Source organism: Ktedonosporobacter rubrisoli (assembly GCF_004208415.1).
Classification (GTDB): domain Bacteria; phylum Chloroflexota; class Ktedonobacteria; order Ktedonobacterales; family Ktedonobacteraceae; genus Ktedonosporobacter; species Ktedonosporobacter rubrisoli.
The window spans coordinates 2,593,295-2,614,952 of record NZ_CP035758.1; the positions used below are offsets into that span (position 1 = coordinate 2,593,295).

At 54.5% G+C, this 21,658-nt stretch carries 15 protein-coding genes and 1 pseudogene; 10 read left to right on the forward strand and 6 right to left on the reverse strand.

The genetic code is table 11. The annotated features are described in order from the left end of the window. Positions 1-980: 980 nt before the first annotated feature. From EPA93_RS51325 to EPA93_RS11900, 3 genes and pseudogenes are all read left to right on the forward strand, one after another. Positions 981-1,289, forward strand: a pseudogene (locus EPA93_RS51325) (winged helix-turn-helix domain-containing protein); the annotation flags it as partial. A gap of 629 nt (positions 1,290-1,918) precedes the next feature. Further along, entirely contained in the window at positions 1,919-2,959 is a 1,041-nt protein-coding gene (locus EPA93_RS49035) for a LuxR C-terminal-related transcriptional regulator (protein WP_242527389.1), read from the forward strand. 168 nt (positions 2,960-3,127) lie between these two features. Next, entirely contained in the window at positions 3,128-4,126 is a 999-nt protein-coding gene (locus EPA93_RS11900) for a DUF1129 domain-containing protein (protein ID WP_129887665.1), read from the forward strand. A 187-nt stretch (positions 4,127-4,313) separates the two neighbouring features. Here EPA93_RS11900 and EPA93_RS11905 read toward each other — a convergent pair whose 3' ends face one another. Next, positions 4,314-5,318, reverse strand: a complete 1,005-nt coding sequence (locus EPA93_RS11905; RefSeq protein WP_129887667.1) for a helix-turn-helix transcriptional regulator — start codon at positions 5,316-5,318, stop codon at positions 4,314-4,316. A gap of 112 nt (positions 5,319-5,430) precedes the next feature. Between EPA93_RS11905 and EPA93_RS11910 the strand changes: the two genes are divergently transcribed. Together EPA93_RS11910 and EPA93_RS11915 are read left to right on the forward strand one after the other, a co-directional pair. Next, the gene (locus tag EPA93_RS11910; RefSeq protein ID WP_129887669.1) at positions 5,431-6,549 is read left to right on the forward strand and encodes an epoxide hydrolase family protein; all 1,119 of its coding nucleotides are present in this window, start codon (positions 5,431-5,433) and stop codon (positions 6,547-6,549) included. Positions 6,550-6,551: 2 nt separating this feature from the next. Continuing rightward, positions 6,552-7,646, forward strand: coding sequence for a winged helix DNA-binding domain-containing protein (locus EPA93_RS11915; RefSeq protein WP_129887671.1), 1,095 nt, complete (start codon positions 6,552-6,554; stop codon positions 7,644-7,646). 237 nt (positions 7,647-7,883) lie between these two features. On the opposite strand, the gene EPA93_RS11920 is transcribed toward EPA93_RS11915, so the two are convergent. After that, positions 7,884-9,032 carry an FAD-dependent oxidoreductase gene (locus tag EPA93_RS11920; protein ID WP_129887673.1) on the reverse strand — a complete coding sequence of 383 codons (1,149 nt, stop codon included), beginning with the start codon at positions 9,030-9,032 and terminating at the stop codon, positions 7,884-7,886. 73 nt (positions 9,033-9,105) lie between these two features. Between EPA93_RS11920 and EPA93_RS11925 the strand changes: the two genes are divergently transcribed. Both EPA93_RS11925 and EPA93_RS11930 read left to right on the forward strand, forming a co-directional pair. Then, complete coding sequence (locus tag EPA93_RS11925) at positions 9,106-9,879, forward strand: TetR/AcrR family transcriptional regulator (protein ID WP_129887675.1); 774 nt, start codon at positions 9,106-9,108, stop codon at positions 9,877-9,879. 348 nt (positions 9,880-10,227) lie between these two features. Continuing rightward, positions 10,228-11,799 carry an FAD-binding oxidoreductase gene (locus EPA93_RS11930; protein ID WP_129887677.1) on the forward strand — a complete coding sequence of 524 codons (1,572 nt, stop codon included), beginning with the start codon at positions 10,228-10,230 and terminating at the stop codon, positions 11,797-11,799. A gap of 309 nt (positions 11,800-12,108) precedes the next feature. On the opposite strand, the gene EPA93_RS11935 is transcribed toward EPA93_RS11930, so the two are convergent. From EPA93_RS11935 to EPA93_RS11950, 4 genes are all read right to left on the reverse strand, one after another. After that, positions 12,109-13,281, reverse strand: a complete 1,173-nt coding sequence (locus EPA93_RS11935) for an MFS transporter (protein WP_207229514.1) — start codon at positions 13,279-13,281, stop codon at positions 12,109-12,111. A 350-nt stretch (positions 13,282-13,631) separates the two neighbouring features. After that, on the reverse strand, positions 13,632-15,230 hold the full coding sequence (gene mdlC, locus EPA93_RS11940) for a benzoylformate decarboxylase (RefSeq protein ID WP_129887679.1): 1,599 nt from the start codon (positions 15,228-15,230) through the stop codon (positions 13,632-13,634). Positions 15,231-15,262: 32 nt separating this feature from the next. After that, positions 15,263-16,273: a 4-hydroxy-2-oxovalerate aldolase gene (gene dmpG, locus EPA93_RS11945; protein WP_129887681.1), complete on the reverse strand. Its 1,011-nt coding sequence runs from the start codon at positions 16,271-16,273 to the stop codon at positions 15,263-15,265. Further along, complete coding sequence (locus EPA93_RS11950; protein WP_129887683.1) at positions 16,270-17,205, reverse strand: acetaldehyde dehydrogenase (acetylating); 936 nt, start codon at positions 17,203-17,205, stop codon at positions 16,270-16,272. Before EPA93_RS11950 ends, dmpG begins: the two co-directional genes overlap by 4 nt. 261 nt (positions 17,206-17,466) lie before the next feature. On the opposite strand from EPA93_RS11950, the gene EPA93_RS11955 reads away from it, so the two are divergent. The 3 genes from EPA93_RS11955 (at position 17,467) to EPA93_RS11965 (ending at position 21,498) form a co-directional block, all read left to right on the forward strand. Further along, positions 17,467-18,624, forward strand: a complete 1,158-nt coding sequence (locus EPA93_RS11955) for an ABC transporter permease (protein WP_129887685.1) — start codon at positions 17,467-17,469, stop codon at positions 18,622-18,624. Between the two features lie 96 nt (positions 18,625-18,720). Then, the gene (locus EPA93_RS11960) at positions 18,721-19,827 is read left to right on the forward strand and encodes a sugar ABC transporter substrate-binding protein (protein ID WP_129887687.1); all 1,107 of its coding nucleotides are present in this window, start codon (positions 18,721-18,723) and stop codon (positions 19,825-19,827) included. A 150-nt stretch (positions 19,828-19,977) separates the two neighbouring features. After that, entirely contained in the window at positions 19,978-21,498 is a 1,521-nt protein-coding gene (locus tag EPA93_RS11965) for a sugar ABC transporter ATP-binding protein (protein ID WP_207229515.1), read from the forward strand. The last annotated feature ends 160 nt before the right edge of the window (positions 21,499-21,658 follow it).

Consider the following 21,658-nt stretch of genomic DNA (forward strand, 5'->3'; position numbering starts at 1 on the left):
GTAATGTAAGCATAGCGAGCCTGGAGGAGGCCGCTAGTATCCTCAATCGATTGGAACTTAGCCCAGCAGCAGCACAGGAGCCAGAAAGAGCAGAGTCGCGCGCTGCTCATTCCACCGCACTGCTCCTGCCGAAATTGCAGCCTCCGCGCCTCCCCTCTTCGCTGGTTGCGCGGCCACGCCTGCTGGCTCGCCTGGATAGCGCACTGGAGCGCAAGCTTACCCTGCTTGTGGCCCCCGCTGGCTTTGGCAAAACTACCATCGTCAATCAGTGGCTACACGAGCGACAGGCGTGCAACTGGTCAAGCTCGCTGGCCTGGGTCTCGCTCGATAGAGATGAGAATGATCTGATTCGCTTCTGGCGTTCAATTATCACGGCTTGCCAGGCCTTCCAGCCGCGTCTGGGGCATGAAACGCTAGCGCGCCTGCGCGAAGCCACCCAACCTCCCTTCGTCGCCAAGTCGCCACAAACAGCCCTGACTCCCTTGCTCAATACACTTGCCCAACGGCCAGAGGAAGGATTACTCGTCCTTGATGATTATCACGTTATTGAGGAACCGGCTATCCATGAGACGCTGACCTTCTTCCTCAACTATCTTCCGGCAACGTTTCATGTCCTGCTCCTCTCACGTAGCGAGCCGCCTCTGCCTCTGCTACACTGGCGTGCCAGAGGGGAGCTTGCCGAATTGCGTACAGCCGACTTGCGTTTCTCTGCGGCGGAAACAACTATCTTTGCTCGGCGCGCTTTCTCTGTTCAGCTTTCCGATGCAACTCTCAGGCAACTTACTGCTTCCCTGCAAGGCTGGGTGGCGGGTCTACGTTTGCTCTCTTTCTCCCTTACTGGCCAGAACTCGCCGCAAGAGCTCGAACGTGCCCTTGCCTCTCTAGTGCAGCACCCTACGGCGGATCACAAGCAAGAGGGGGCGAGCGAGCGCTCCCAACTGGCGGCCTCACAAGGTCCGCTAAAGCTGGGAGCTCTAGATATGCCGACTAATGGGGGCTCAGATGAGCAGGCTCATTTAGCATCTCTCTATCAACCCCTGCTTGACTATTTTATAACCGAGATTCTTGATGGGCAGCCGCAAGATTTGCAGCACTTTCTTTTGCAAACGAGCGCTCTTAGTCGTCTAAGTGCTCCGCTCTGCGATGCTATCCTGGGCAAAGGGGATAATGCTGCGCGCCTTGAGACTATGGCCCTGGCCGGATTGTTTCTGGAAGCATTGCCCGGTCAGGGAGGTTGGTACCGCTTTCACGCGCTGGTAGCCGAGGCTTTGCGCCGGGAGGCCATCCGGCGTCTGGGCGAAGCTGAATTACAGGCTCTATTGCAGCGAGCGAGCCGTTGGTATGAGCAACATGAGATGTTTGAGGAGGCGATAGAGGCGGCCTTGCAGGCTCCTGATTTTGAGTACGCAGCCAGGCTGATCGAGCGTGGAGGCAAGGGCGGCGAGATCAGCGAGCAGTACACGGTGCGCCGTTGGCTTGAGTCGTTGCCAGAGAAGATATTGCATGCCCATCCAATGCTCTGCTGGCTGGCCGCGCTTTCGCTCCGTATGCTCCCGGAAGAGGCCTCCATCCCTGCTACTGTCAACCAGCGCGTAGAAAGGCTACTACACATAGCTGAGGATAGCTGGCGTAAGCAAGATGATCAGGCCTCTCTTGGTTTGATTGCCGTCTTCCACGCCCTGAGCTGCTGGCGCTCAGGACAATTTTTTCAGGCCACTGAATACGCGGAGCAGGCCCTTGCTTTACTCCCTCCTGGCGCGCAGGAACGGCATAGCCAGACATGGCGTGGCATCTGTACGTTCATAGTAGGAACTGGCCTTATGTATGAAGGCCGCTTTGCGGATGCGCGTACCTCCTTCCTGGATGCGTACGCATACTGCAGCGAGCGAACTATGCGCATCTTACACCGGGCCTATTGGTGCTGCTGGGCGCATGTAACTATGTTCTGGGTGAACTATACCAGGCCCATGAATACTATCGGCAAGCGCTTTCTCAGGCGCGCCAGCACGAGGATCGTGAGATCACGGTCAGAGCCTTACTGGGTCTGGCGGGCATACATTTTGCCTGGAATGAGCTAACCCTGTGTGAGCAGCAAGCCAGCGAAGCCCTTGCGCTGGCCGCAGAGGAGTTAGCGAACCTGCATAGTGATGCTGCTTTGCAGCTCGTGCAGATTGCCGAGGCGCGCGGGCAGATTACTCAGGCCCAACAGCAGCTTGCCAGACTCGTGGCACGTCTGCAAACGGCGAGTAGGCCCGAGGCAGCCCAAAGGCTTACTGATGCGCTGCTTTTTTCGGCGCGCCTGGCGCTGAAAACCGGTGATGTACGAATGGGGCAACAAATTCTCGCAACGCCGGCTCTTCAGAAACAAACAGCGGCTCAGCTTGTGCGGGGGCGTCTCTTACTTATCCAGAACAAATCTTACGAGGCCTTGCATGAGCTGGAGCACCTGCAACCCGCGCCTGGCGAATGGCGTCTTGCTGTGGAGATCCACATCTTGCTGGCCCTGGCCCATATCTCCTGTCAGCAGGAGCGCCAGGCCAGAGAGCAACTGTGGCAGGCGCTCCAACTCGCCCTTCCCGCAGGTTTGACGCGTATCTTTCTTGCTGAGGGGAAGGCCTTGCTACATCTGCTGCGCCGGATGGTGCCGGTGCTTGATAACGCCGAATTGCGCTCTTATGCCCAGCGCATCTTACGCGCGTCCGCTTTGCGCGAGGAACAGCAGCGTGCTATTAAGCCGGCTTCTTCTACCGATCTACTTGTACGACCTCTCTCTCTACAAGAACAGCGTGTCTTACGTTTGCTCGTGGCTGGAAATACTAACCAGGAGATTGCGCACGAGCTTGTGATCACGATCAACACTGTCAAGGACCATGTAAAGCATCTCTATCGCAAACTGGGTGTGAGCAATCGCCTGCAAGCCAGCGAGATGGCGCACCGTCTGCATCTCCTCGATACCTGAGCTTACTCCATACAAACCTTCGATAGGACTACCCGTGGAACCACCCGTCAGGAGGATGTGACCTTCTCTGCCTTGCGCTAGACTCTCCGTAGATTTGTAAAGTAATGCATAGTTGGGATGGAAAATGTTCTATCTCGGCAAGATGTCGGATTTAAAGGAGAATGTCTTATGCGCCGGCGTTTGCCCGCATTTGTGCTTATTGTGATGGCGCCGTTGGTGGCGGAGTTACTTGGAGGCTCAACGCCACTGGATCAGCCTATTGCTCTAGCTTTTTTACTGCCTATCTATCTGCCGCTCTATGGTGCGGGGGCGCTGCTCATTCGCGAACTGGTGCGCCGTAGTGGCCATGGCTGGGCGAGCATTTTGCTCCTGGGCGCTGCTTATGGCTTTGTGGAGGAAGGTCTTGTTTCGCAGAGCCTGTTCAATCCCTCTCTCTACCATGCCGCTGATTATGGTGCGCGCTTTCTGGGTATCAACGGAATCTTTACCGAATTGGTGATCATTGTCCATGCCGTCTGGAGCGCAGGGGTGCCGATTCTGCTTACGGACCTGTTATTTCCTGCCCAACGTAACGAGCCCTATCTGGGGCGCTTTGGCCTTATCGTTACCGGCGTTTTCTACGCTTTTGGCGTTGGGCTGCTCTGGCTTGTTGCGCGTACCTCCTTTGCCGCAGGCTACGATGCATCTCCCATCCTCCTTGGCCTGACTGCATTGATTATTATCGCGCTTGTGGTCATCGCGTTGGGCGTGCTGCCTAGGAAGACAGCGAGACGAATGCGTGAGAGTCGTGCCCCGAGCCCCTGGATAGTCCTGCTGGTGATTGGCGTCGTCGGGTTCATCTGGCATGATGCCCTGGCTCTTGGACGTATTCAACCGGCATTTGCTCACTGGCCGCTGGTGCTGCTTCTCGTGTTGGGTACGGCTGCCCTGAGTATAGGAATCGCCTGGCTGGTAAAGTGCTGGTCGGAGATGCGGGGCTGGAATGATCTCCATCTTCTAGCTCTGGCTGGGGGAGCTTTGGCCTGCCATACGCTTTCCGGCTGGTTATATATCGCTCATACCCTGGCCGAGCGGGTAGCTCTTAGCGTGCTGGCCTTGGCTATGGCCGGCTTCCTGGCCTGGGTAGCGCGTCGCATTCAGCATAACGTCTCTCATAGTGCCGGATAGGGTCGGCCGCCCACGCTTTGCGGCTAGGGCAAACTTATAAGCTGCAATTATTCGGGCCGGTTAAAGGCGCAATAGTCGCGAGCAAATTAAAGGGACTGTGCGGGCAATCGCTTAAGTTTGGGGTGATATTGTAAAGCAGATAGTGAGGGATGAGGAACTCGGCATCTTTTATCTGCTTTGCGCTCGCTTACAAGTGTTCCTCGTCCTTGAAGCTGGACTCTTTGCGCTTCTCGCCTGATTTTGATGAGCTGTAAATAAGGTCATAGGCAGTATGAAGCACGGCTGCCTGTAATTCTGGCGGTTCAATGACCTCTACTTGCCCTCCCAGGCCAAACACCAGCATTTTGGCCTGGTCTATAGACTCCACGTTGAAATGCGCGTTCATGCATCCATCTCCGTCTGCCGGCCCAAAAATAGTGGAGCGGCCCGGTAACAATCTCCTCACCAGGGGCAAGCAACTTTCGTGAAAACGCAGGGTAAAGCTGTAGACAGAAGTGATTGCGCTGAATTCCTGGATATGTTGCTGCCAGTATGTCGGTAGATCAAAGTCCGCGGTTCTGATAAAATGAGTATCCAGGAGTGTAATAGCGTGAAAGCGTGAGAGACGATATGTGCGCAAGGCTCCCTCACGTCGAGCAACCAGATACCAGGCACTCGACTTAGCCACCAGGCTATATGGCTCAAGGAGCTGTTCCACACAACCGCCATTCCAATGCTCGTAGACAGCAGATATCCAGCGGGATTCGTAGACGGCTTGCTGGATGTCTCTTAAAAATGGTGGTGGCTCTACATCGTGCCACCACCAGATCGGGTCGATGTAGATACGCTGGCGCATAAATGAGAGCGCTTCGTGATAGTGTGTAGGCACGGCAGCCGCGACCTTAAGAAAGGCATTTTCAGCTGCATCACCCAGCCCGATCTCTCTCAGTAATTGCAGATTGCTGGAGAGCAAAAAAGCCTGGGCCTCAGCCTCTTTTAATCCGCTAAGAGTCACACGATAGTGCTCATCAAGCGCGATTCCCCCGCCACGGCCACCAGTAGCATAAATAGGAACTCCGGCGATAGAGAGCGCTTCCACATCGCGTAAGATAGTACGTGTGGAAACTTCTAGCTCTCTAGCCAGCGCCATGGCTGTCATTTTCTTTCGCGTTTGTAAGTGTAGGACTATGGCTACCAGACGATCTGCACGCACGATTGTACCTTGGCTTCTCTATTTTCAGGTTTGCATGACAGAAGATGTCAGCGAAACCAGTGTACACTATGTCTGTCTGAACAGCAAGAAGAAGCAAAGAAGAGGTTAAGAGATGAACATCCAACCATTTAAAATCGCCTTTCCGCAGACTGAGCTTGATGATTTCATGGCGCGGCTAAAAAATACTCGCTGGCCCGATGAAGAGGAAAGCGCGGGATGGAGTATGGGGACAAGTCTCAGCTACATGAGAGAACTTGTGGATTACTGGCAAAAGACATATGATTGGCGCGCTCAAGAAACAAAACTAAATGCGTGGCCGCAATTCGTAACCACTATCGACGGCACGAGCATACATTTTGTCTATATAAAAAGCCCACATCCACATGCAAAGCCTCTCCTCCTGGTGCATGGATGGCCTGATAGCTTTTATCGTTTCCATAAAGTGCTTCCTCTGTTGAGCGATGCTTTTGATATAGTTGTTCCTTCGATCCCTGGCTTTGGATTTTCGCAGCGCAAGACCGCTACCCCGATGGCAGTTGCCGATCTATTTGCCAAACTTATGCGTGAGACGCTTGGCTATCAAAGCTTTGTCGCTCAAGGGGGCGATATCGGCAGTTATATCGTGAAGGCTCTTGCCGTGCGCTATCCTGAAGCTGTGGAAGCTATCCATCTGACCGATGTAGGCTATCCAACTGGGCGCGAGGACATTTCTAGCCTAAGCGCGGCTGAGCAACAGTTTGCCTTGGATACGCAACGTTGGGGGATGAGCGAGGGCGCATACTTGCAGATGCAATCTACCAGGCCACAAACTATTGCTTATTCGCTCACTGATTCACCCGTTGGACTGGCGGCCTGGATCATCAGTATGATAAAGTCTCAGGCAGATGGTGAGAGAGTCGAAGAGGCCTTTGGCGGTAGGGATGAATTGCTCACTAACATCATGATCCATTGGCTCACTCGAACTGCTAGCTCGTCTGTTCGTATGTATGTATTAATTGCTTGGTCACTGTATGCTAATGAAGAGAACCAGGAGTTGGAAGCTAAAAGCGAAGTGCCTGCCGGTATCTCCCTCTTCCCGCGTGAGCTTCAATTTCCACAGGAATGGGCTGAGCGTACTCTCAATGTGGTGCGATATGAGAAGATGCCGCGGGGTGGCCACTTTGCCGCGCTTGAGGAGCCAGAGCTTTTCGCCAACGCGCTGCTGACATTCTTTATAAAGAAGGACGAATAAATATGGATATTGCTCAGCTGAGAGTATGCGGTCAGCGGATCGACGGTGAGAAATTCCAGCGGCCCGAGGAAGTAGTGCGCTGGCTGGGTGCGCTTCAAGCCCAGGATTACCGGCAGGCCTTGTGGGCGATTGGCTTGCGCACACAAAAGGCGACGGTGACCGATATCGAACAGGCAATCGCGGAGCGCAAGATTCTGCGAACCTGGCCACAGCGGGGTACAATCCATTTTGTGCCGGCTGAAGATGCCGGCTGGATGCTGCAACTGACGGCTCAGCGCGTGCTGGCTGCGGATAAACGCAGGCAGGAGCAGCTCGAACTTGATGCGGCAATCCTCGCACGCTCTAAAGAGCTTTTTCTGCATGGATTACAAGGCGGCAAGCGCTTAACCCGCTCGGCAATGATGAAACTGCTGGAAGATGCGGGCATCAGCACCCGTGGGCAGCGCGGTTACCATCTTTTGTGGTACATGGCTCAGTCAGGTCTGATTTGTTTTGGACCAATTGAGGAGAAAGAGCAAACCTTCGTGCTGCTCAACGAGTGGGTGCCTGCGAGGCGTGAGCTGTCGCGGGAGGAGGCCTTAGCCGTGCTCGCCGAGCGCTACTTTGTGAGCCGTGGGCCTGCCACGGTGCGGGATTTTGCCTGGTGGACTGGTCTGACGCTCACTGAGGCCAGGCAGGGCCTTGAAGCGATCAAGGCTGGGCTGATCAGGGAAAAGATCTCTGAGCAGGAATATTGGATGGCCAGAGATACCTTGAGCCAGAATGCAAATGCAGCCTCCATTATCCATCTTCTGCCCGGTTTCGATGAATATCTACTGGGCTATAGGGATCGCAGCGCCGTGCTTGCCGCAGAATATGCCCAGAGAATCGTTCCTGGCAACAATGGAATATTCCAGCCTGCCGTTGTGGTCGCTGGTCAGATTGTTGGCACATGGAGACGACGAGCGCAAAAAAAGACAAATGAGGTCCTCTTCCAGCCTTTTACGCTTCTTCAGGTTAAGGATGAGGAAATCAGCAAGGTGGTCAAACGCTATTGCGACTTTCTTGGCCTGCCCTGCTCTTCTGTAGTAATGCAGGCAAGCAATGAAGTCTCCTGAAGCTCCGGCTTTAATTGTTTAATGACTGAGATAGGCTGGGCAGCCTACATCACTCTGATGGGGCATTGCTGAGGGTGACCATCTGCTAAACTTATTATCGTCGCTGGCGAAATGATGGCTTGGGGAACAGAAAGAAACTATTAGTGTTTCCGGTTATCTCTTGTGGGGTTGCCTGGAAAGGGAGGCGTGCGTTGTGAAGTCCGCACGCCTCCGTAGAATATTGGACCAATGGCCCACTCATTCCTTAATGAATTTACGGAAGAAGGCCAGGGTACTGGCTGGCGCATCCTCACTTATAATCTTATCGAGTCCTTCGGCGGTAAGTTCGGCAGCCCATCTGGCTCGCACAAACATGCTTTGCTCGTACATCTGTATTGCCTCCTCCAGCGTGGAACATTTCCCGAGCGCTTCAGCTAACTCAACGGCATCGCGCATCGCCTGGTTGACTCCCTGGCCCCCGGTTGGAGCCATCAGATGTGCTGCATCTCCAATCAGCGTGACCCCTGGATGGGTATCCCAGCTATGACCAATTGGTAGCATATATGTTGACCTGATTACCATGTTGTCGTTGCAGACCCGAATAAGCTCAAGCAAGTCGGGATTCCAGTCGGGAAACAGGGCGATCAATTGTGCGCGGGTCCGCGCTGGTTGGGCGACGTCTATGCCTAAAGCGGCAATTTCTTCCTCTTTAACTCCCAGGGTCACATAGACCCGAATATGCCCATGCGCATTGCGCTGGGCGACGAGGCCCTTAAGGCCAGACACCGCTAATATAGTGCCGCGGCCCATAAGTCGTGCAATATGGGGATATTGTCTGTCAACATCGTCAATTTCCAGTTCGATAGAAGACTGTCCGACATATTCTGGCGAGGCGGCAGATAGAAGAGGTCTGACACGCGACCAGGCTCCATCCGCGCCAACAACCAGATCAAATACCTCGCTTTGTCCATCCTCAAACAGGAGCGTATGTGTACCGTCGCCAGTGGGCTGTACGCTGCTCAATGCTTTTCCCCACTGAACGCTGTTCGGAGTAAGGGATGTAAGGAGCATGGCGCGCAGTTCGATGCGGTCAACCTCGGGATGCCATCGCTCCGCGTCTTCTTTATCCTCCAGGAGGATTGTTCCTTGCTTATCGAGGATACGAAGCCCCTCGTCCTGGTAACGCGCGATGGCCTGAAACTGCTTATCAAGCCCGGCCCTATGCACGGCGAGCTGGCCAGTATCGGGATGTAGATCCAATGATCCGCCCTGAGATCTCTCGTTAGGGTACGCTTCTTTCTCAAAGATTGTTGGGGTGTAACCTTGTATTTGTAGCAGACGGGCGAGCGTTAAGCCGCCAGGGCCAGCACCGATAATAGCAATACGCGGAAAAGTTGGCTGAGCCATCGTAGAAATCTCCTCTTAAAAATCTTACAAAGTACATTGAACTATACACTGTATAATAATTATACTATTATGTATGAGAAAAAAAGTCAACCGCGATTCGGCAGATGTGCCCACCACTGAGCGGACGCAGAGCCTGATCTGGGAACGGCCGGAGCGCCCCAGACGCGAGCGCCCGGCGCTCAATCGAGAGCAGATTGTTCGTGTGGCCCTGGCTCTGGCAGATGAAGAGGGCATTGAGGCCATTTCTATTCGACGGATCGCCGCCCAACTTGAAGTAAGTGCGATGGCTCTTTACTGGTACATCGAGCGCAAAGAAGATCTGCTGGAACTGATGATCGATGCTGTCTATGGTGAAGTGCCGCTGCCGCAGCCGATTTCAGCAGATTGGCGTTACTATTTGCAGGAGGTTATTATCCAGACGCGTGCAATGATGCTTCGTCACTCCTGGCTCGCTTCTACCATTGGTCATCGTGCGGTTCTGGGACCCAATTCACTCAAGCGGACCGATTATCTGCTGGGAATATTCAATCAGCTTGGCTTTGATACGGCGACCAGCATGAGCATTCTAACGATGCTCAATGCCTACGTTGCCGGCTTTGTGCTTGAGGAAATAGGGGAAGCTGAGGTGCAACGTCGGACAGGGCTTAGCGAACATGAATGGCAACAACAAGCTGGCCCCTACATACGGGAGCATGTTATTGCTAGTGGGCGCTATCCAAATCTGGCGCGGGCGATTGTTGAAGGCGAAGAGCGTCCTGCCGAGGAAATGTTCAGCTTTGGCTTGAAGCGTTTGCTCGAAGGAATTGCGGCTGACGCTGCGCCCTTTAATCCCGAACTGCATAGATAAGGGTCCGTTCGGGCTCATCTTTGAAGCTCTGGTTTTATCTGCCACCCGGCTTTGAGCAGTCGGGAAATTTGTTTTCATATTAGCCATATCGATACATTTATTACTTTTCCATCAATAATTTCTATAACGAAGAGAGGCTCATACCTGCCTGTTTTGGGCTTGAAAAGTTTTAAGTTGGAGAGCAGGAGCGAACGGACTAATATTCATTTTGCGTGCTTCTGGTACAATGGAGATCATGAGGTGGCTGGCCTGTGAGCCGCTTCAGTTGAAAAGGAGATCATGAAGTGGCTGACCAGGGAGCCATTTCAGTTAGAATGACTGTAAAGTTTCAGGATAGAATAGAGGCTCATGAAAATATCAGAAGGAATAGGTCGCCGTAAGTTTCTTTCTCTTTGCGCTGCAACCGTGCTGGCAGAGCCGCTAGCTGCCTGTATGCCCGGAACATCGAGCGCGCTTCCTGCGACCAACTCTACCAACAAAACAATTCCTGTACCGACCAACTGGTCGGAGCTGGCCAAAAGCCTGCAAGGAGAACTGATTTTACCTGATAATCCTCGTTATACTACCGCACATCAGCTTTTCGACCCACGTTTTGATAATATCAAGCCAGCCGCTATTGCCTATTGTGCCTCGCCAGAGGATGTACAGACCAGCCTGGCCTTTGCCAGGCATGTTAAGATTCCGCTCGTGCCTCGTTCCGGCGGTCACTCATATGCTGGCTATTCGACAAGTACCGGCCTGGTGCTTGACGTTAAGCGCATGAACGAGATAAAAGTAGACACAGCAGCCAGAACCGCTACCATCGGAGCAGGTGCGCGCTTGATCGACGTGTATGCAACCCTCGCTCGTTCTGGCCTGGCCCTTCCTTCCGGCTCATGCCCAACGGTGGGGATTGCCGGCCTGGCTCAAGGAGGTGGCATCGGCTTCCTCGGCCGCAAGTTTGGCCTGACCTGCGATAATATGCTTGCTGCACAGATTGTCCTGGCCGATGGTCGCTTGCTGACCTGTGATGCCAAACACTATCCCGATCTCTTCTGGGCTTTGCGTGGAGGTGGCGGCGGTAACTTTGGAGTCGTCACTTCGTTCACCTTCCAGGTGCATCAAGTTCCTTCAACATTATCGCTCTTCACTCTTGGCTGGCCCTGGAAACTTGCCCCAACGGTAGTTGATGCCTGGCAGTCCTGGGCTCCGCAGGCGCCGGACGAGCTCGTTTCGAACTGTCAGCTTGCTACAACTGGCGAGAGCAACGAAGATCCACATGTACGGCTCATAGGCCTCTACATTGGCGATAAGGCGTCTCTCAACACCTTACTTGAGCAAGTTACCACGCGGATTGGCTCAGCGCCTACGGTGAACAAAGTATGGAGCGCTGGCCTGCTCGATGCCATGCTCTATGAGGCCGATTGTAAGAGCCTTGACGAATGCTATCTCCCTGACCAGCATCCAGGGGGCAAAGTCGAACGTTTGGCTTACAGCGCTAAGTCCGATTTCTTTAACAACCGCCTGTCCAGCGCTGGTATTGAGGCCATGCTTAAGACCATTGAGCAGAGCCAGCAAGCGCCCACAATTGGAGGCGGTATTGCGCTTGATGCCTATGGAGGAGCCCTTAATCGTGTACCTGCGGATGCTACTGCCTTTGTGCATCGCAAAGCGCTCTTCTGCATCCAATACACGGCAAATTGGAATACAGGTGATCCCGCTTCAGTGGTTGAGGCGAATCTCTCCTGGCTGGCCAATTCCTGGCAACAAATGCGCCCCTATGCTAGCGGCGAAGCCTATCAGAATTACATTGACCCCAAGCTTCCAGATTGGCAGCATGCCTACTACGGTTCCAATCTCCCGCGCCTCCAACATATCAAAGCTCTCTACGACCCTACTAACTTCTTCCACTTCGCCCAAAGCATCCCGCCTGCTCCTTAAGCTAATTGCCTGATCAAAGAGTAGGGGAGAAGACACGATCATTAAGTTGAGGTCGTGCCTTCTCGTGGTGTTGGCCCGAAGCGTTTCTTGCACAATGCAAGCCCACAAGCTGCACAAGAAACGAGGCAGTACTTATGTTTTTAGCTAATCTGTCCTGTATTCCTTACTGCGCGGCGGGAGCCGTACGCTGATGGGTTTCACGCATTAAGGCTACGGAGAGCAAGCTAATCAGCGCCATCCCTATGAGATAGAGCGAGATCGGCCATGATGTATGAGCCAGCGAGAAGAGCGCAGTAGCGATAAATGGCGTCAGGCCTCCGCCCAGGACAGAGCCCAGTTGATAGCCCAGCGAGATGCCGCTGTAGCGTACGCGTGTTCCAAATAGCTCGCTAAAGAGCGCCGCCTGGGGCCGTGCATTAGGGCCAGGCCGATCTGTGAGAGACATATCGCCAGGATAACCAGGAGCGGCGAGCGCGTTTCAAAGAGCCAGAAGAAGGGAAAGACGGTTGCCGCCGTGCAAATGATGCCGGCCATATAAACGGGTTTGCGTCCCCATAGATCGGAGAGCGCGGCCGCGGCAGGAATCGCAAAGAAGAAGAAGGCCGAAGCGATCAGCGTAGCGTTAAGAATGGTCAGCCTTGGCATTCCTAGCTGCGTAGTGCCGTAGGAGAGCACAAAGGTGGAGAAAAGGTAAAAGCCCGTAACATCAGCTAAAAATGCACCGGCCGCCAGGGCAACGTATTTGCCGCTCGTCCGAAATACTTCGATGACCGGCATGTGGGCCTCGGCGTGCCTCTCCTTGACCTGCATAAAGTCAGGGGTTTCCTGAACTTTCAGGCGAATGACGATGCCTATGATGATCAATAGGAAGCTCAGCAGAAATGGGATACGCCAACCGAAAAGCTCAAATTGCTGTGGCGTCAAAAACAGAGTCGTTAAGGTGAACATCGCCGTAGCCAGCAATAGCCCGGCGGGGGCTCCGGCCTGCGGCCAGCTACCAAAGAAGCCGCGCCAGGACTTTGGCGAATGTTCGGTAGCTATCAAAACTGCTCCTCCCCATTCGCCACCCACGGCAAAGCCCTGCACGAAGCGGAGAATGACCAGGAGGAAAGGCGCCCAGACTCCTATGACCGGATATGTGGGCATTACACCAATCAGAAAGGTTGCGCCGCCCATGAGGAGCAGCGTCAGAACCAGCATCGATTTACGCCCGATTCTATCGCCAAAATGTCCAAAGACGATACCACCTATCGGCCTGGCCCCAAAGCCAACCCAGAAGGTGGCAAAGGCCGCCAGCGTCCCGGCGAGCGGGGAAAAAGTGGGAAAGAAGAGTTTATTGAAGATGAGGGCGGAAGCAGTTCCGTACAGATAGAAATCGTACCATTCGATCATGGTTCCGATCAAACTGGCGATCGCTACCTGAGTAATAGAGGCCCGTTTTCCGCTGACATTTTCTTCAAGTTTACCAGCAATCTCGTCCATGCTTCTCTCCTGTCTTCTATGAACTCAGTTTCGGCAGAATGCTCTTTTTGTGCTCCAGGGCCCAAAAACATCTTTCCGCCGATGTCGTAACAGGTCAGTTGCCATACTGGGATTGCCCGAACGGACGCATCCGTCCCCTATATACAGTATACGAGTGGAGAATATGCTATTGCTTATCCATCGCCGGGACGATAGGGAAGAGAAAAAGGCTAGCCTGAGCGAAAGCTTGCTCGTAAATTCGACTCCTGGTTTGCATTTTCTGGAAGCCAGAATAAGCGCTGAGCAAGCGACCGGTAAGTTCCTGGCGAGAGCTCAGGTCATCATAAGGCCTGAGCTCCCCGGCCATAAACTCAGTAAAGCTGAGGCACGGCCGGATCGACAAGGACGTTGAGGAGGACGGGTCCTTTCCGCTTGAAAGAGTCTGTTAGCGCTTCGGCTAACTCCTCAGCCTTCTCTACCCGGCAAGCCATACAGCCATAGCCGCGGGCGATGGACTCAAAGTCAATGCCTGGCAGATCGACGCCGGGTAGCCCGGGCGTATCAAGCATCTTGCTGAATGATTTCAGGGCCGCGTACTCCTGATTGTTGAATATCACAAAGCTGATGGGCAATTGGTGTTGCGCCGCAGTCCAGAGAGCCTGCACCGAATACATGCTCGATCCATCACCAAGCAGGCAGATAATGTGCCGTCCCGGATTGGCGAGGGCAATGCCGACAGAGGCCGGTAGGCTATAGCCCAGACCGCCGCTGGCTGCTGTATAGAAGCTATCAGGTTTGCGGATCGGCAGATAGTCATGCAGGGCATTGCGGTGGGAAGGAGCTTCTTCGACAATGATGGCATCCTGAGGCATGATCTGTGAGACCGTATGCATAACAAACTCGCCGGACATAGGGTGCGTGGCCGGCGGCACAGCTAAATGCCGGGCTTGAGGAGCCGGGCGGGCCGAGCTCATTACCAGCTCAAGCAGTTGCTCCACTCCCAACTTTAGGGTCGTAAGCAGGCTGCTGCCCACTACCGACCAGGAAGCGGCTTGCGGATCGTCGATCAATTGAAAGACTTCCACGCCCTCTGGGGCAAAGGGGCCTTCTGTATGCACATGGTAGGTGAAGATAGGCGCGCCGAGCACCACAACTACATCATAGTCGGCGAGCTTCTGCTCTATGAGCTGTCGGACCGGGGGCAAGAAGCCCACGAAGAGCTGATGATCTTCGGGGAAGCTGGCCCGGTGAGACATTGGGCTGGCCCACACAGCGGCCCGCGTGCGTTCCGCCAGGGTTACAACCGCATCCCAAGCTCCATCGCGATCTACGCTTGGACCAACAATCAAAGCCGGATGCTGGCTGCGGTTAAGTGCATCAGCGACGTGTTGTAGGGCGAGCGGATCGGGGGCAAACTCAGTACTTACCTGACGTGGCGTGACCGGCTCGGCCTCGCGCTCCCAATCGTCGGCAGGAATAGAGACAAAAGTCGGGCCGCAGGGCTTTTGCATGGCCAGATAATAAGCTCGCGCAATCGCCGCGGGAACATCCTGAGCGCGCGCTGGCTCGCAACTCCATTTTACATAAGGTCGCGGAAATTCGGGAGCATCGCTGGCCCACAGGTAGGGCTCGGTCAGCAGCATCGCCCGCGTTTGCTGTCCCGCAGTAATCACCAGCGGCGTTTGATTGCGGTAGGCGCTAAAAACGCTGCCCAATCCATGGCCCAGACCGATAGCAGAATGCAGATTGACAAAGGCAGCATTGCGCGTGGCATGCGCATAGCCATCGGCCATTGCCACCACCGAAGACTCCTGCAGAGCAAGGATATAGCGAAAATCGGCGGGCCAATGCTTGAAAAGCGGCAGCTCCGTCGAGCCCGGATTGCCGAAGATAGTGGTCATGCCAAATGAACGCAGCAGCGCCAGCGTTGCATCTCTTACGGTATATGGAGGCTTGCTAGGCAAACTCATTGCTTTTCGATCCTTTCTGCTCCTGTCCCTCTCTAAGTGGGGAGAGACCCACGAGCCAGTTCAAGCGCTACATCGAGAATCCAGTCTTCCTGTCCGGCTACGGCCTGGCGGCGGCCCAGCTCGGTAAGAATAATCCGTGGATCGATGCCGTAGCGCTCCCCGGCTCGTTGGGCATGCAATAAAAAGGTGGAGTAGACCCCGGCGTAGCCAATGGTGATAGCATCGCGGCTGGGTAGCGGCTGATAGGGCATCATTGGCGCAATCACATATTCTGCGGCATCCATGAGCTTATAGATGTTGAGCCCCGGATTAAGACTCATCTTGTCAAGGACCGCAGCCAATAATTCAGTGGGAGCATTGCCCGCACCAGCGCCCAGGCCGCGTAAGCAGCCATCGAGCTGATCGGCTCCGGCCTCCAGGGCCGCCAGGCTATTGCCTATTGCCACACCAAGATTATTGTGTGCATGGAAGCCTACCTCAATGCCCAGCGCCTCCTTGAGAGCCTTAACCCTCTCGTGGGCATCTTTGGGCAACATTGCCCCGGCCGAATCTACAACGTAGACGCAATCGGCTCCCGCAGCCTCCATAATCCTCGCCTGCTGCACCAGGAGCTCTGGTGAGCGCATATGCGCCATCATAAGAAACCCGACAGCCTCCATTCCAAGCTTCTTGGCAAACTCGAAATGTTCCTGAGAAATATCGGCCTCAGTGCATTGCGTCGCGATGCGCACAATCTGGGCCCCGCATTCCTGCGCTTGCTCAAGTTCTTTGAGCGTCCCGATGCCTGGAATGAGCAGGACCGCGATTCTTGCCTGGCGACACACGACTCTAGCCGCCGCAATCAACTCCATTTCAGAAGTAGCAGAGAAACCATATTGAAGCGAAGAGCCGGCCAAACCATCACCATGCGTTACCTCAATTACCGGCACTCCTGCCTCATCGAGCGCCAGGGCCACAGCCTGAACTTGCGTGCTGCTGAACTGGTGGCGCATAGGATGCGATCCATCGCGTAGACTGGTATCGGTGATGCGTGGTGCCTTCATGCTTCTACCTCCTGCTGCATGCCAAGCAAGCGTTGCGCAAACATCTCGCCGACGCGACGAGCCGAAGCTGTCATGATATCAAGGTTGCCCGCGTGCCGTGGTAAATAATCGCCGGCTCCCTCAACTTCAAGTAGCATAGTTAAGACTTGACGTCTGCCCCAGGGCGTGTCCAGCGTATCAACCACTGGTCGATTCTTGAGATGGTAGCCTGGCACATAGGTTTGAACCCTGGCTACCATCTGCTCGACAGCTTCTATAGCCGTGTCTTCAGCGAAATCTCCTTCCGGAATGGCATAGACTGTGTTGCGCATCATAATTGGTGGATCGGCAGGATTGAGAATGATAATCGCCTTGCCCCGTTTGGCCTTGCCGATAACCTCCAGCGATCTGGCTGTCGTCTCGGTAAACTCGTCGATGTTCTGGCGTGTGCCGGGGCCTGCCGAGAGACTGGCAACCGTGCTGACCATTTCGGCGTAGAGCAAGGGCATAACGCTGCTGAGCGCGTAGACCAGCGGAACTGTAGCCTGACCGCCGCAGGTAACCATATTCACGTTACGCTTATCCAGATGTTCCTCAAGGTTGGCCGGGGGCACGACGTAGGGACCACGGGCTGCTGGCGTCAGATCGATTGCGATCTTTGCGGCCTCCTGCAGAGCCTTTGCATGCCGAACGTGAGCCCTGGCACTGGTAGCATCAAAGACTATCTTGATTTCGGGATCATCAATTACGGCCTGAATACCCTCAGTGCTGGTACGTAGGCCTAGCGCGCGAGCACGCGCCAGCCCATCGGAGTTTGGATCAATGCCTGTCAAGAGTACCAATTCCATGTGTCCTGGTTGCTTGAGAAGCTTGTACATCAGATCGCTACCGATATTGCCGGAGCCAATGATAGCAACCTTCACTTTGCTACTGACCGGATGCTTCACTTCCATGGTTTTCTCACCCTTCTTAAAGAGTATACACGAGCAGGCGGCAGCTACAGTTTGCAAACTTTCTGATTTGCTGTTGTTTTTGAGTATATGTGGCCTTCTTCTCAGAGACAAGTGCCTTGTTCGAGAATGCCGAACAGGAGAATTGACAGCGATTTATATTGCATGTTATAAACCTCAAAAGGTTCTTGAGCCAATGGGCAGGAATGGCGTATGAAAAAGGTTCCAGCAACTCCCTGCTAGGAGTACGAGAAGGGACAAATCATGGCAGAAACACAAGAATCTCATGAGTCATACCCCCAAGAGTCCGCGGATGTATCATCCGTTTCTGCAGCCCACAATTCCCAGAGGGCAACGTTAGCCGGATCAGATGAAGCCCTCCTACGTAATGGAACATATGGCAGCGCTCGTTTGCCTGAAGCCAGGAGCGAGAAAGGAGCCTTCCCGACTCTGCGTACTTCCCTGCGGGTAGTTGCTGCGCAGGACTACATCGGTGTGCTTATTGCGACTGTGGCCCTCGTGCTGGGTATAGGCGTGATCCACCCGGAATTTCTGGCTGTAGGTCAACTGCTAGATATTCTCAATCAAGCCACCTTTGTAGCTGTGCTGGCCTGCGGCATGGCTTTCATGCTGGCCATGCGCGAACTTGACTTATCGGTTGGCTCAATCTATGGGCTCACCTCGCTGTGTGCGGCTATGCTTATGCATGCAGGGATGCCCTCCTGGCTCGGTGCGCTTGGTGGGCTGATGATTGGGGCGCTGCTTGGATTGATCAATGGTCTTGTCATTCAATGGTTCCGGCTGCCTTCAATCGTCGCAACCCTTGCCACAATGTCTATCTTTCGTGGGCTCATCTTTGCCTTGAGCGACGGCAAGCAAGTGATTGGCCTGAGCCTGACAGACCCGTTTGCAGAACTTATTGGCGCCCATTTTCTTGGTATTCCTACAAATGTCTGGGTAATGATTTTAGTTGTGGCGATCCTCAGTATTGTATTGCGAATGACACCTTTCGGCTATCGTGTTCGCTCTATCGGCTCCAATCCCGACGCGGCCATCTTCAGCGGCTTGCCTGTTCTTTCGATTCAATTGCTTGTCTTCATCCTTATGGGAGCCCTGGGAGGGCTGGCAGGAATCCTCTCGCTCGGCTATTTTGGCTCGTCCGATCCTAATCTAGGGACCGGCTACGAACTGCTGGCGATCGCTGCGGCAGTAATTGGAGGCACTTCGTTGCATGGTGGCAAGGCAACCCTGATTGGGGCCGCCCTTGGCGCGATCCTGCTTGGTATTGTGAGTAGCGGCCTGGCTTATTTCAACGTTCCCATCAATTGGACCGCCTTTGCGACCGGCGCTGTAATCTTACTGGCGGTTTCGCTTGATAGCCTGTTGCGCTGGGGCCGAACGAGGCGCACCACCAATTTGTGATTCATCCTGCATGTCCTGAAGCGAAGAAGAGGCGACACCGCCGCGAGGCCGGTGCATGAACATGGGTAGTAAAAGCATCTTCCACAGGAGGAACCTATGCGGCCGAAACATATGCGACCCGGACTACTTACGGCTTTATGCAGCACTATGATGATATTCTCACTCTTAATTCTGGCGGCTTGTAGCGGTGGCGCGACGTCTACTCCTGGTACCGGTTCTACCTCGGGAGGTAAAAATCCTGCCGATATCCATCTTGGTTTCGTGACCGAGACAAGTAGCTTGAATTTTGCCTCTGAGATGGCGGCCGGGGCGCAGTACGCAGCGAATCAGTATCATGTGAAGGCACAGATTGTTGCGCCCCCCAATATCGATGATCAGGCCGCAGTGAAGCTCTTCCAGGATCTCACAAGAACCTCACGCGATGGTATTGCCGTCGAGACGCTTGCCCCTGATCTCTTCGCACGTCCCGAGGCTGACGCTGTGCGCGCCGGCATTCCCATTATTGCCGTGGATACGGTTCCGGTAGCTGGCACGAATATCACAACCTATGTCGGCAATGATAATGTTGGAGCCGGGGCCATGCTTGCTGATGCCGCGATTCAGCGCCTGCCCAAGGATGCTAAAGGGAGCGTAATTATTGGCATTGATACGCCCGGCGTGCCGGTTCTTGTCTATCGCTCGGATGGTATGAAGCAGGCCTTCAAACAGGCACGCCCCGATCTGCAGGTTCTTGGTCCCTTCGATTCAAAGCAGGAGCCGCAGCAGAACTTTGATGCCTGGAACAATCTGATCAAAGCCCATCCCGACGCTGTGGCCTATCTGGGTGTAGGAGATGCCGATAATGCTTCGTTGGCACGCCTTAAGCAAGCCAATCATGGCAAATATCTCACGGCAGCCTTTGATCTCAATCCGGTCGGCTTGCAGGCTGTGGCTAATGGGGTGAACTATGCCATCCTCGATCCTGAACATTTCTTGAAGGGCTATGTTGCTATGCGTTTGCTGATCGAGCATGCCTTGCAGGGAAAGGCTATTCCGACCGGGTGGTGGAATACTGGCTCATTGCTCATCACGCAGGATAATGTCCAGGATATCATCAAGCGTCAGCAGTCGCTCGACACAAAGGGCAAATTCTACCAGCCAATCATTGATAAGCAATTTGCCAATCCGTCAGCCCAGATCAAGCCCCTGGATCAGGCCAAGTAGGGAAGCGTGCTAATGGGACATGTTGCGGGGCTTCAAATCCTGATGGACTGCGGGGTCCCACATCTGGACCTTTAACAGATGTATTGCCAGTGGCTTAGAGGGCAGCGTTAGCATAACCGATGCGGGCAGCATTTCCAGAAAGGGCAATTTATGGCAGGCTCTCATAACATGCTTGAAGCGGAGGGAATCTACAAATCATATGGCGGAATCAGTGCCCTCAAGGGAGTAGACTTTCGTGTGCGCGCAGGTTCGGTTCACGCCCTGGTCGGCGAAAATGGCGCAGGCAAATCTACCCTTGTCAAGATCCTTGCCGGGGCCACTTCTCCCGATATGGGGACCTTGTGCCTGGAGGGCCAGCCGGTCCACTTTGCCAGCACTGCTGAAGCCGCTCGGCGGGGCATCGCGGTCGTCTCACAAGAGCTGAATCTCTTTCCAGATCTTGATGTGCTGGCAAACCTGTTTCCTATGCGCGAGCTCCGCCGAGGTCCCTTTGTTGCGCGTAAACAGATGATAGCGCAGGCCAGACCTATTTTGCATGAGCTTGGCCTTGACCTTGATCTGCGAGCTCTGGTTGAGACGCTTTCCCTGGAGCAGCGTCAGTTGCTCGAAATTGCTCGCGCCCTGATGGTCCATCCCCGCGTCTTGATCCTTGACGAGCCCACGTCGGCCTTGCACGCCCGTCAGACTGAGTTGTTGCATGGCGTGTTGCGCACCTTGCGTCAACGCAAGGTCGCCGTTGTATACGTCTCCCATGTGCTGGAAGATGTTTTGAGCTTGTGCGATGAGGTGACTGTCTTGCGCGATGGCGAGCGCGTGCTTGATGCTATTCCGGTAGCACAGCTAAAGATAGAAGAGATTGTGGCGGCTATGCTTGGCGATAAGGCTGCTTCCACAACCTCTTATCTAGCTTCTTCGGCAAGAAAAGCAATGCCGGAAAGCAGAGCGTTGCGTTTCGAGCATGTGAGCATCCCGGGACGACTGCAAGAGGTAACCCTGGAAGCACCTGCGGGGGCGATCATCGGCGTAGCCGGGCTCAGCGGTTCGGGGCATCGCGATGTGCTGGCAGTCACGGCCGGATTATTGCGGCCAGTTAGTGGGCACGTGTGGCATCCCAGCGGGGTTGAGGTGAGGCCCAACCAGCGTGAGGCTGTTAAGCAGGGAATAGCGCTAGTCCCGGGCGATCGGCAGCGCATAGGCCTGATGCTTGATAAGTCGGTATGGGATAACGTGGCGCAGGTGCGCGCGGTAGCCCTGCGGCGCGCGGGCTGGCTGTTGCGGGCCGACCAGTTGCGCGCCCGCGCCCGTGAGCACGTGGCCCGTCTGGGTATAAGCACCCCTTCGGTCGATCAGGAAGTGAGATTTTTGTCGGGTGGTAACCAGCAAAAAGTTGTCTTTGCCAAGTGGTTGGAGGCCGATCCTTCCGTACTGCTGCTTGATGATCCGACGCGCGGCATTGATGTGGGCGCTAAAGCTGAGATTTATGCCCTGATGCATGGCCTGGCGCAGCGCGGGGTGGTACAGGTGCTGGCCTCGACAGATCCACAGGAGTTAGCCACGGTCTGCGATCGCGTCTTCGTCTTTTATAGCGGACGCATCTGCGCAACTTTAGAACCACCTCGGCTTGATGCCCATACGATTCTAGAGGTGATGAATACAGGCGAGCCGCCTTAAGACATCTTCATGCTTCACGCGCTGAAAGTGAAAACTTGCCTGCCGGGCGCCACAGCCTTCCGTGTGTTACCTTGCCTTCCTGGCTTGGAAGGCGCTGCGCCTCTTGCCAGACTCCTGAAATAGCCCTCAATACTCGGACCAGACCACGCTTAGCGAACAA

What these genes read in the sequence shown, in the direction of transcription:
- EPA93_RS11960 (WP_129887687.1), top strand. Translation starts at nt 18,721, where the DNA reads ATGCGGCCGAAACATATGCGACCCGGACTACTTACGGCTTTATGCAGC.
- EPA93_RS11925 (WP_129887675.1), top strand. Translation starts at nt 9,106, where the DNA reads ATGAGAAAAAAAGTCAACCGCGATTCGGCAGATGTGCCCACCACTGAG.
- EPA93_RS11965 (WP_207229515.1), top strand. Translation starts at nt 19,978, where the DNA reads ATGGCAGGCTCTCATAACATGCTTGAAGCGGAGGGAATCTACAAATCA.
- dmpG (WP_129887681.1), bottom strand. Translation starts at nt 16,273, where the DNA reads ATGAAGGCACCACGCATCACCGATACCAGTCTACGCGATGGATCGCAT.
- EPA93_RS11915 (WP_129887671.1), top strand. Translation starts at nt 6,552, where the DNA reads ATGGATATTGCTCAGCTGAGAGTATGCGGTCAGCGGATCGACGGTGAG.
- EPA93_RS11950 (WP_129887683.1), bottom strand. Translation starts at nt 17,205, where the DNA reads ATGGAAGTGAAGCATCCGGTCAGTAGCAAAGTGAAGGTTGCTATCATT.
- EPA93_RS11900 (WP_129887665.1), top strand. Translation starts at nt 3,128, where the DNA reads ATGCGCCGGCGTTTGCCCGCATTTGTGCTTATTGTGATGGCGCCGTTG.
- EPA93_RS11935 (WP_207229514.1), bottom strand. Translation starts at nt 13,281, where the DNA reads ATGGACGAGATTGCTGGTAAACTTGAAGAAAATGTCAGCGGAAAACGG.
- EPA93_RS11930 (WP_129887677.1), top strand. Translation starts at nt 10,228, where the DNA reads ATGAAAATATCAGAAGGAATAGGTCGCCGTAAGTTTCTTTCTCTTTGC.
- EPA93_RS11910 (WP_129887669.1), top strand. Translation starts at nt 5,431, where the DNA reads ATGAACATCCAACCATTTAAAATCGCCTTTCCGCAGACTGAGCTTGAT.
- EPA93_RS11920 (WP_129887673.1), bottom strand. Translation starts at nt 9,032, where the DNA reads ATGGCTCAGCCAACTTTTCCGCGTATTGCTATTATCGGTGCTGGCCCT.
- mdlC (WP_129887679.1), bottom strand. Translation starts at nt 15,230, where the DNA reads ATGAGTTTGCCTAGCAAGCCTCCATATACCGTAAGAGATGCAACGCTG.
- EPA93_RS11955 (WP_129887685.1), top strand. Translation starts at nt 17,467, where the DNA reads ATGGCAGAAACACAAGAATCTCATGAGTCATACCCCCAAGAGTCCGCG.